10 protein-coding genes and 1 other RNA gene are annotated in these 9,835 nt (G+C 69.9%); 6 read left to right on the forward strand and 5 right to left on the reverse strand.

Features of this window, described 5'->3' with window-relative positions; translation table 11 throughout:
• Positions 1–51: 51 nt before the first annotated feature.
• The 5 genes from HXX10_RS18505 to HXX10_RS18525 all read right to left on the reverse strand — a co-directional run bounded on the left by HXX10_RS18505 (position 52) and on the right by HXX10_RS18525 (position 2,585).
• Positions 52–876, reverse strand: a complete 825-nt coding sequence (locus HXX10_RS18505; protein WP_296524271.1) for a TIGR00282 family metallophosphoesterase — start codon at positions 874–876, stop codon at positions 52–54.
• A 79-nt stretch (positions 877–955) separates the two neighbouring features.
• Positions 956–1,549, reverse strand: coding sequence for a 5-formyltetrahydrofolate cyclo-ligase (locus tag HXX10_RS18510; RefSeq protein WP_296524272.1), 594 nt, complete (start codon positions 1,547–1,549; stop codon positions 956–958).
• Between the two features lie 50 nt (positions 1,550–1,599).
• Positions 1,600–1,758: non-coding RNA, 6S RNA (gene ssrS, locus HXX10_RS18515), on the reverse strand.
• Positions 1,759–1,879: 121 nt separating this feature from the next.
• A complete protein-coding gene (locus HXX10_RS18520) occupies positions 1,880–2,266 on the reverse strand; it encodes a cell division protein ZapA (RefSeq protein WP_296524273.1) in 387 nt (128 codons plus the stop codon).
• 37 nt (positions 2,267–2,303) lie between these two features.
• Positions 2,304–2,585: a DUF4164 domain-containing protein gene (locus HXX10_RS18525; protein ID WP_296524274.1), complete on the reverse strand. Its 282-nt coding sequence runs from the start codon at positions 2,583–2,585 to the stop codon at positions 2,304–2,306.
• A 398-nt stretch (positions 2,586–2,983) separates the two neighbouring features.
• On the opposite strand from HXX10_RS18525, the gene tkt reads away from it, so the two are divergent.
• From tkt to HXX10_RS18555, 6 genes are all read left to right on the forward strand, one after another.
• A complete protein-coding gene (tkt, locus tag HXX10_RS18530) occupies positions 2,984–4,987 on the forward strand; it encodes a transketolase (protein ID WP_296524285.1) in 2,004 nt (667 codons plus the stop codon).
• Between the two features lie 120 nt (positions 4,988–5,107).
• Positions 5,108–6,115, forward strand: coding sequence for a type I glyceraldehyde-3-phosphate dehydrogenase (gap, locus tag HXX10_RS18535; RefSeq protein WP_296524275.1), 1,008 nt, complete (start codon positions 5,108–5,110; stop codon positions 6,113–6,115).
• 7 nt (positions 6,116–6,122) lie between these two features.
• Positions 6,123–6,434: a hypothetical protein gene (locus tag HXX10_RS18540; RefSeq protein ID WP_296524276.1), complete on the forward strand. Its 312-nt coding sequence runs from the start codon at positions 6,123–6,125 to the stop codon at positions 6,432–6,434.
• Positions 6,431–7,627: a phosphoglycerate kinase gene (gene pgk, locus HXX10_RS18545; RefSeq protein ID WP_296524277.1), complete on the forward strand. Its 1,197-nt coding sequence runs from the start codon at positions 6,431–6,433 to the stop codon at positions 7,625–7,627. Before HXX10_RS18540 ends, pgk begins: the two co-directional genes overlap by 4 nt.
• A gap of 12 nt (positions 7,628–7,639) precedes the next feature.
• Entirely contained in the window at positions 7,640–8,728 is a 1,089-nt protein-coding gene (fba, locus tag HXX10_RS18550) for a class II fructose-bisphosphate aldolase (RefSeq protein ID WP_296524278.1), read from the forward strand.
• A 308-nt stretch (positions 8,729–9,036) separates the two neighbouring features.
• The gene (locus HXX10_RS18555; RefSeq protein WP_296524279.1) at positions 9,037–9,681 is read left to right on the forward strand and encodes a thiamine phosphate synthase; all 645 of its coding nucleotides are present in this window, start codon (positions 9,037–9,039) and stop codon (positions 9,679–9,681) included.
• Positions 9,682–9,835: the final 154 nt, after the last annotated feature.

The raw sequence follows: 9,835 nt of genomic DNA on the forward strand, positions 1-9,835 counted from the left end.
GCATGACGGTCGCCGCGACCGCGGCCTTGGCTCCGGCCGGCGGTGGGGCGGTCAGGCCGCCCAGAACGCCGGCCCGGCCGGCTCGAGCGTCCCGCCGATCCGCACCGGGGCGAGCCGGCGGGCGAGGCCACTCGCGTCGTCGGTCTCGACCGCAAGGCCGCACAGGGTGGCCGGGCCGGAGGCCGGCTCGAACCGCCCGCTCGGGATACGGCGCAGGAAGCGGTTGAGGGGCTCGTCCTTGGACATGCCGATCACCGAGTCGTAGTCGCCCGTCATGCCGACATCGCTGATGAAGGCGGTGCCCCCGGGCAGGATCCGGTGGTCGGCGGTCGGCGCATGCGTGTGGGTGCCGACCACGACGCTCGCCTTGCCGTCGAGGAAGTGGCCCATGGTCTGCTTCTCGCTCGTCGTCTCGGCGTGGATGTCGACCACGACGGCGTCGGCGCCGAGCCGCAGCGGACAGGCGGCGATCTCGCGCTCGACCGCCGTGAAGGGATCGTCGAGCGGGTCCATGAAGATGCGGCCCATCAGATTGGTCACCAGCACGCGGGCGCCGTTGCGGGCCTCGATCAGGGCGACGCCGCGGCCGGGCGTGCCGGGCGGGTAGTTGAGCGGCCGGACCAGCTTCTCGGCGCGGTCGATGAACACCAGCGCCTCGCGCTGGTCCCAGGAATGGTTGCCGAGCGTCACGGCGTCGGCCCCGGCGGCGAGCAGGTCGTGATAGATCAGCTCGGTGATGCCGAAGCCGCCGGCCGCGTTCTCGCCGTTGATGACGACGAAGTCGAGCTTCCAGTCGCGGATCAGATCCGGCAGCCGCTGGGTGACGATGGCACGGCCGCTGCGGCCCACGATGTCGCCGATGAAGAGAATCCGCACGCGCTCAGGTCCTGCGAAGGCAATTCCGAGTTCGAGCGCATCCGGATGTCATCCCGGTATCCACCTTTGCGGATACGCCCTAGCGAAAGTCGATCACGTCCGCTTCCGTTACCACGAGATCGAGCCGCTCGTCCTGCATGGTCGCCGGCACCCGGGCGATCTCTTGGGCCGCGAACGCGACCCCGATGGCGACGATGGTCCTCTCGGCCCGCAGGGCCCTGAGCGTCATGTCGTAATGGCCGGCCCCGTAGCCGATCCGGTGCCCGCTGCGGTCGAAGCAGGCGAGCGGCACCAGCAGCACGTCGGGCACGACCTCCGGCGCCTCCGGAGCGGGCTCCAGCAGGCCGAAGGCGGCCGTCACCAGCGGCACGCCGGGCGCGAAGGCGCGGAACACCAGCGGCCGCCCGCGCCCGACCACGACGGGCAGTGCGAGGCCGGCGCCCTGCTCGACGAAGCGCCGCATCAGCGGCCCCGGATCGAGCTCGCTGCGGATCGGGATGTAGCCGGAGACGACCATGCCGGCGGCGACCCGAACGGGCAGCGGCCGCGCCGCGATCGCGGCCGCGGCCGCTGCGCGGTTCTCGGGACGAAGCGCGCCGCGGCGGACCAGTGCCGCGCGGCGCAGCGCCGCCTTCTCGGCGGCGATCGGGTCGACGTCGATCGGGGAAATCATGATTCGGGATTCATCCCGGGCGGAGGCAGGAATGGCCAGGGGGGGAGGAGTGCGGAGCCGCAAAAGCCGTCGGGGTTCGCGATCCCGGGTTCCCTACCATGGTAGGTGGGCGCCATATGCGCGGGCCCACGGGCCCGCACAGGGACAGCTCCCTTCAGGATCGATAAGGCCCCGGGGATTAAGACCCCTAACGCACCCCGCAGCCCCGCACGGCCCAATGTAGACACTCCGCCGCTGCACCGCCACCCGGGCCACCGCAGAAATTCCCTGCTCTGCCAAATCGCTGGCTCGGGTGCTCGTCCGCCCCGCGGACGGCGCCGGGAGTCCCGGCTAGCCTGCCGGCAGCTCGTGGCCGTCGGCGCCCTGGTTGAGCACCCGGGTCACCCGCTCGATGCGCTCCGCCGCGGAATCGAGCGCGGCCGCGATGGCGGCCGTGGTGGCCTGGCTGCGCTCGCCGGTGACCCGCCGCGCCTCCTGCAAGCCGGTGAGCTCGTCCTCGAACTGGCGCACGCGCTGGGTGGACTCCGACAGCTCGTCGGCGATCAGCAGGGCCGCCATCACGGTCAGCCGCATGTCGCCGATCTCGCCGAAATTGGTCCGCAGGCGGGTGATGCGCTGGTCGAGGTCGTGGGCCAGCCGGGCCAGGTGATGCTCCTGGCCGTCGTCGCAGGCCATCCTGTACTGACGGCCGTTGATGGTCACGCTCACATGGGCCATGGACGCCGCCCGTTCCCGGTGTTCCTGCTCCGCACCGTCATCCGGCCTCGCCGGCCAGCACCGCCCGTACGGTGGCGATCGCCTGGTCGAGACGCCCCGCCACCTCGCGGCCCGCACTCTCGAGCTGCTGGGCCCGGGCGGTCTCGCGATCGAGCGCATCGGCGAGTCGCGACCGGTCGGCGCCGAGCGTGTGGACCTGGTCGGCGAGGGCGCCGCGGCCGCGCTCGAGCTCGTGGCGGCGCTCGACCGCCTCCTCCAACGCCAGGAGCGCCCGCTGGAGCCGTGTGCTGGCTGCCTCGACGGTGCTCGTCTCGGTCATGGCGCCTCTCGCCCCCTTCCACCGACCCCTCGCCGGCTGCGCCGGCACCGGACCGAAACCATGGAATGGCAGGTAGATGGAGCCCGAACCTTACGGGCTTTCCGAGCACCGCGTCAATGCGATGCACACAGCCGACATCGGCGTGCAGAGAGCCGCGCCGACGACCCGCCGCGCGTGCGGCACCGCGACGCCACAGCCGGAGCAGCCCATTGGAGCGCGACCGCAGCGCCGCGCGTTGACAGGGGGGCCCGACCTGCCTATCAGGTCCCCGACAGCCTCGCGCAGACGAGGCCCTCGGCCGGTGCCGTCCGACGTCCGCCCGCCCCCGACTCCGTCAGGTCCCATCAGGCGCACCACGGCCGACGCCGTCCTCCGCTCTTGCGACACAGGAGGCCGATATTCCCCCGCTCACTCGCGCCGAACACGACCGGATGGCCAATGCCATCCGGGCGCTCGCCATGGACGCCGTCGAAAAGGCGAAGTCGGGCCATCCGGGCCTGCCGATGGGGGCGGCCGACATCGCCACCGTGCTGTTCACCCGGGTGCTGAAGCTCGATCCGGCCGATCCGCACTGGTTCGACCGCGACCGCTTCGTGCTGTCGGCCGGCCACGGCTCGATGCTGCTTTATTCGGTGCTCTACCTCGCCGGCTTCGCCTCGGTGTCGATCGAGGACATCAAGAGTTTCCGCCAGCTCGGCTCGCGCACCCCGGGGCATCCCGAGGTGGAGATGACCGAGGGCGTCGAGACCACCACGGGGCCGCTCGGCCAGGGCATCGCCACCGCGGTCGGCATGGCGATCGCCGAGCGCCATCTCGCGGCCGAGCACTCCGCCGACATCGTCGACCACCACACCTATGTGCTGGCCTCCGACGGCGACCTGATGGAAGGCCTCAGCCAGGAGGCGATCGCCCTCGCCGGCCACCTGAAGCTGGCGAAGCTGATCGTCCTCTACGACGACAACCACATCTCGATCGACGGCCCGACCTCGCTGTCCGACTCGGTCGACCAGGTGAAGCGCTTCGAGTCGGCCGGCTGGGCCGCCTGCCGGATCGACGGCCACGACCCGGAGGCGATCGCCACCGCCATTGCGACGGCGCAGACGAGCGACAAGCCGAGCCTGATCGCCTGCCGGACCACGATCGCGTTCGGCGCCCCCACCAAGGCGGGCTCCGAAAAGTCGCACGGCTCGCCGCTCGGGGCGGAGGAAATCGCCGGTGCGCGAAAGAACCTCGGCTGGACGTCGCCGCCCTTCGTCATCCCGGACGACATCTTGGCCGCCTGGCGCACCGCCGGCGCCCGCTCCAGGGATCTTCGCGCGGCCTGGTCGAAGCGCGTTGCCGCGCTGCCGGCAGAGAAGCGTGCCGAGCTCGAGCGGCGCATCTGCGGCGAGGTGCCGGCCGACCGGCTCGCCGCCGCGCTCGCCGCCATCAAGGACCGGCTCGCCGCCGATCCGAAGGACCGCGCCAGCCGCGCCGCCTCGGAGCTCGCGCTCGAGGTTCTGGTGCCGGCCTTCCCGGAGCTGATCGGCGGCTCGGCCGACCTCACCGGCTCCAACAACACCCGTCCGAAGGGCATGAGCGTGATGACGCCCGACGAGCCGGGCGGCCGCTTCATCCATTACGGCATCCGCGAGCACGGCATGGCGGCCGCCATGAACGGCATGGCGCTGCACGGCGGCATCATTCCGTATTCGGGCACGTTCCTGGTGTTCTCCGACTACTGTCGACCGTCGATCAGACTCGCTGCCCTGATGGGCCAGCGGGTCGTCCATGTGATGACGCACGACTCGATCGGCCTCGGCGAGGACGGCCCGACCCATCAGCCGGTCGAGCATCTCGCGGCCCTGCGGGCAATTCCGCATCTTCAGGTGTTCCGCCCCTGCGACGCGGTGGAGACGGCGGAATGCTGGGCACTGGCGCTCGCCGCCGCACACCGGCCGAGCGTGCTGGCGCTGAGCCGGCAGAACCTGCCGCAACTCCGCGACGCCAAGACCGACCAGAACCGCTGCGCCGGCGGCGCCTACGAGTTGCTGCCGGCCGAGAGCGGCCCGGCCCGGGTGTCGCTGTTCGCCACCGGCTCGGAGGTCGCCATCGCGGTGGCGGCCCGCAAGCGCCTCGCCGAGCGCGGGATCGCCGCCCGGGTCGTGTCGGTGCCGTGCTTCGAGCTGTTCTTTGACGCGCCCGAAGAAACCCGGCAGGCTGTGCTCGGCGACGCGCCCGTGAGGGTTGCAGTCGAGGCCGCCATACGTCAGGGTTGGGACGCGATCATCGGATCGCACGGTGCCTTCGTGGGCATGACGAGCTTCGGCGCGAGTGCGCCGGCTCCCGACCTCTACCGCCATTTCGGCATCACGCCGGAGCGGGTGGTCGAGGTCGCTCTGAGCAAATTGCAGGCATTGTAAAAAAGCTGCCGGACGGATCGGGTAGAACCGACCTATATCAAGGCGGCCGAGACCAAAATCGGATCGACATGACGCGCAGTCCGCCGGGCTGCGTCGGTGGGCATGGAAGGGAGATTGAGCATGGCAGTACGGGTCGCAATCAATGGCTTCGGGCGGATCGGGCGTCTGGTCCTGCGGGCCGCCGCGGAGGCGGGACGCAAGGACATCGAGGTCGTCGCGATCAACGATCTGGCGCCGGTCGAGACCAATGCGCACCTGCTGCGCTTCGACTCCGTTCACGGCCGCTATCCGGGCGACGTGAAGGTCGAGGGCGACACGATCGATCTCGGGCACGGCAAGATCAAGGTGCTGGCGCTGCGCGACCCGACCCAGCTCCCGTGGAAGGATCTCGGCATCGACATCGCGCTGGAGTGCACCGGCATCTTCACGGCGCGCGACAAGGCGAAGGTGCATCTCGACGCCGGCGCCAAGCGGGTTCTGGTCTCCGCGCCGTCCGACGGCGCCGACCTCACGGTCGTCTACGGCGTCAATCACGACAAGCTGACCAAGGACCACCTGGTCGTCTCCAACGCCTCCTGCACCACCAACTGCCTCGGCCCCGTCGCCAAGGTCCTCAACGATGCGATCGGCATCGACAAGGGCTTCATGACGACGATCCACTCCTACACCAACGATCAGCCCTCGCTCGATCAGGTGCACAAGGATCTGTACCGGGCCCGCGCCGCCGCGCTGTCGATGATCCCGACCTCGACCGGTGCCGCCAAGGCCGTCGGCCTGGTTCTGCCAGAGCTCGCCGGCAAGCTGGACGGCGTCGCCATCCGGGTGCCGACGCCCAACGTGTCGGTGGTCGACTTCAAGTTCATCGCCAAGCGCAAGACCACGGTCGCCGAGATCAACGAGGCGATCAAGAAGGCCGCCGACCAGCAGATGAAGGGCATTCTCGGCTACACGCTGGCTCCCAACGTCTCGATGGACTTCAACCACGATCCGCGCTCGTCGATCTTCCACATGGACCAGACTAAGGTCATGGACGGCACGCTGGTGCGTGTGATGTCGTGGTACGACAACGAGTGGGGCTTCTCGAACCGCATGCTCGATACCTCGGTGGCGTTCAGCAAGCTGATCTGAGAACGCGATGGACCGCACGCCGGACGGCAGCGAGGCGGGAGGCGGCGGAACGCCGCCCCTCGATCTTCGCGCCGCCCGGCTGGAGGGGGACGTCGGCGAGATGAAATCGCTGCTTCGCGCCATCGACGCGAAGCTGAGCACTCTCGACACGAGACTGAGTTCCGTCGCGGAGTCGGTGGCCGAGATCAAAGGACGGTTGTCGGGATTCGACGCCCGTTTCGCGGCACTGCCGTCGACCTGGACGATTCTCACCATCACGTTCACAACCTGGGCCCTGGGCTCCGGCATCCTCATTGCCGCATTGAAGAACCTCCGATGACCGCATTCCGCACACTCGACCAGGCCGACGTGAAGGGCAAACGCGTCCTCGTCCGGCTCGACCTCAATGTGCCGACCGAGAACGGCAAGGTGACCGACGTGACCCGCATCGAGCGGGCCGCGCCGACCATCACGGAGCTCGCCGGCAAGGGCGCCAAGGTGATCCTGCTGTCGCATTTCGGGCGTCCGAAGGCGGGGCCGGATCCGAAATTCTCGCTCGCCCCGGTCGCCGCCGCGGTCGCCGAGGTGATCGGCAAGCCGGTCGGCTTCGCCGGCGATTGCATCGGCCCGGTCGCCGAGAAGGCGATCGCCGCGATGCAGCCGGGCGACGTCCTCTGCCTGGAGAACACCCGCTTCTACAAGGAAGAGGAGAAGAACGACCCGGCCTTCGTCGACAAGCTCGCGGCGCTCGGCGACATCTGGGTCAACGACGCCTTCTCGGCGGCGCACCGCGCCCATGCCTCGACCGAGGGCCTCGGCCACAAGCTGCCGGCCTATGCGGGCCGCAGCATGCAGGCCGAGCTGGAGGCGCTGACCAAGGCGCTGGAGGCGCCGCAGCGCCCGGTCGCCGCGGTGGTCGGCGGCGCCAAGATCTCGGGCAAGCTCGACCTCTTGGGCAATCTGCTCGACAAGGTCGACGTGCTGATCATCGGCGGCGGCATGGCCAACACGTTCCTGGCCGCCCAGGGCAAGGCGGTCGGCAAGTCGCTGTGCGAAAAGGACCTGATCCCGACCGCCAACGAGATCCTCGCCAAGGCCAAGGCCAACGGCAAGGAGATCGTCCTGCCGGTCGACGCCGTGGTGGCCGAGAAGTTCGAGGCGAAGGCGCCTTCGAAGGTGGTCGACGTCGACCATGTCGGACCGAACGACATGATCCTCGACATCGGGCCGCGCTCGATCGAGCATGTCGTGTCGGTGCTGGGGCGGCTGAAGACATTGCTGTGGAACGGTCCGTTCGGCGCCTTCGAGATCGAGCCGTTCGACACCGGCACGGTCGAGGTGGCGGAGGCGGCGGCCGAGCTGACGGCGGCCGGCAAGCTGGTGACGGTGGCGGGCGGCGGCGACACCGTGTCGGCGCTCAATCAGGCGGGCGCAGCGGACCGCTTCACCTATATTTCCACGGCGGGCGGGGCGTTCCTCGAATGGCTCGAGGGCAAGGCGCTGCCGGGCGTCGAGATTCTCAGGGCAAAGTGACGGGAGACGACGATGGCCAGAATCACACTCAGGCAGTTGCTCGACCACGCGGCCGAGAACGACTACGGCGTGCCGGCGTTCAACATCAACAACATGGAGCAGGCACTCGCGATCATGGAGGCGGCGAGCAGCCTCGACGCGCCGGTGATCATCCAGGCGTCGCGGGGCGCGCGCTCCTACGCCAACGACATCATGCTCAAGCACATGATGGACGCCGTCACGGAGATCTATCCGCAGATTCCGGTCTGCGTGCATCTCGACCACGGCAACGGCCCCGCCACCTGCGTGACCGCGATGCAGGCCGGATTCACTTCGGTGATGATGGACGGCTCGCTCAAGGAGGACGGCAAGACGCCGGGCGACTGGGCCTACAATGTCGGCGTGACCAAGAGGGTCGTCGACATGGCGCATCTCGGCGGCGTCTCGGTCGAGGGTGAGCTCGGCGTGCTCGGCTCGCTGGAGACCGGCATGGGCGACAAGGAGGACGGCCACGGCGCCGAGGGCAAGCTCTCGCACGACCAGCTCCTCACCAACCCGGACGAGGCGGTGAAGTTCGTCGCCGAGACCAAGGTCGACGCGCTGGCGATCGCCATGGGCACCAGCCACGGCGCCTACAAGTTCACCCGCAAGCCGGACGGCGACATTCTGGCCATGAGCGTGCTCGAGGAAATCCATCGCCGCCTGCCGGGCACGCATCTGGTCATGCACGGCTCGTCGTCGGTGCCGCAGGATCTCCAGGACATCATCAACAAGTTCGGCGGCCAGATGAAGCCGACCTGGGGCGTGCCGATCGAGGAGATCCAGCGCGGCATCAAGAACGGCGTGCGCAAGATCAACATCGACACCGACAACCGGATGGCGATGACGGGCCAGATCCGCAAGGTGTTTTCCGAGAACCCGAGCGAGTTCGACCCGCGCAAGTATCTGAAACCCGCCATGGATGCGATGACCAAGCTGTGCAAGCAGCGCTTCCAGGAGTTCAACACCGCCGGCCAGGCGTCGAAGATCAAGAAGGTCATCGCGCCGGCCGACATGGCCAAGCTCTACGCCGCCGGCAAGCTCGACCCGGTGATCGGCAAGACCGCCGCCGCGGCGGAGTGAGCTGACACGGCCCGCGAGGGGCCTTCGTCTCGAAGCCGACAACGCCCCGGCACCTGCGTTCCCTCCCCCCTTGTGGGGGAGGGACAGGGAGGGGGGGTACACCGCCAGCCGTTCGGCGCGGGGCTCACCCCCCTCTCCACCTCTCCCCCACAAGGGGGGAGAGAGCAGGATGTGCTTCGCCTTGATGCCGGGACCGCTCTCGTAGGCCGAGAGAGAACCGCACCCGTCATCGAGGCACACGCCCCCGCAACATCGCGAAACGTGCTCGGCCCCGCTTTCGCCCCGATCGCCCCGCAATTCCGAGCGTGATGCCGGACACCGACCGCCAACGCCTCTATGTCGTCACGCCCGTGGTGCGCGAGCCCGCGGCCGTCGCCGCGCGCCTGGAGACGGCGCTCGGCGCCGGCGTCGACGTCGCCGCCGTGCTGGTGCGGCTTCCGCCGACGCTCGCCGAGCGCGACGCCATCAACGCCGTCAAGGCGATCGCCCCGGTGGCGCAGCGGCACGGCGCCGCCGTGCTGGTCGAGGACCGGCCCGACATCGTGGCGCGTGCCGGCGCCGACGGCGCCCATCTGACCGGCGCCGAGGCGTTGCGGACCGCCATCGGCAGCCTGAAACCGGCCCTGATCGCCGGCGCCGGGGCCTTGCGGACCCGCCACGACGCCATGCTGGCGGCCGAGGCCGGCGCCGACTACGTGATGTTCGGCGAGCCCGGGGCCGACGGAAAGCCGCCCCCCCTCGACGTCACGGTCGAGCGGGTCGGCTGGTGGGCCGAGGTGTTCGAGACCCCCTGCGTCGGCTTTTGCGCGAGCCTCGACGAGGTCGCGCCGGTCGCCGCTGCCGGCGCCGACTTCGTCGCGCTCGGCGAGGCGTTCCTGGACGACCCGCGCGGCGCCGATGTCGCGCTGCGCGAAGTCGCCGCCCTTCTGGCGCAGGCGGAGGCGACGCCATGAGGGCGCGGCTCGCCGTGATCCTGGCCACGGTCGGGGTCGTGCTGCTGGCGAGCCCGCCGGCCCCGGCCCAGCAGCCGACTGCGCCTGCCACGGCTCCCGCTCCCGCCGCGCCGAAACCCGCGGCCCCGCCGCGGGCGGCGGCCCCGGCCAAGCC

Origin of the sequence: Rhodoplanes sp. (assembly GCF_013377085.1) — a bacterium.
Classification (GTDB): domain Bacteria; phylum Pseudomonadota; class Alphaproteobacteria; order Rhizobiales; family Xanthobacteraceae; genus Rhodoplanes.

Bases quoted from the DNA above. Each gene is read 5' to 3' on its own strand.
- HXX10_RS18510 (WP_296524272.1), bottom strand. From the start codon at position 1,549: ATGATTTCCCCGATCGACGTCGACCCGATCGCCGCCGAGAAGGCGGCG.
- HXX10_RS18520 (WP_296524273.1), bottom strand. From the start codon at position 2,266: ATGGCCCATGTGAGCGTGACCATCAACGGCCGTCAGTACAGGATGGCC.
- HXX10_RS18525 (WP_296524274.1), bottom strand. From the start codon at position 2,585: ATGACCGAGACGAGCACCGTCGAGGCAGCCAGCACACGGCTCCAGCGG.
- gap (WP_296524275.1), top strand. From the start codon at position 5,108: ATGGCAGTACGGGTCGCAATCAATGGCTTCGGGCGGATCGGGCGTCTG.
- HXX10_RS18540 (WP_296524276.1), top strand. From the start codon at position 6,123: ATGGACCGCACGCCGGACGGCAGCGAGGCGGGAGGCGGCGGAACGCCG.
- pgk (WP_296524277.1), top strand. From the start codon at position 6,431: ATGACCGCATTCCGCACACTCGACCAGGCCGACGTGAAGGGCAAACGC.
- fba (WP_296524278.1), top strand. From the start codon at position 7,640: ATGGCCAGAATCACACTCAGGCAGTTGCTCGACCACGCGGCCGAGAAC.
- HXX10_RS18555 (WP_296524279.1), top strand. From the start codon at position 9,037: ATGCCGGACACCGACCGCCAACGCCTCTATGTCGTCACGCCCGTGGTG.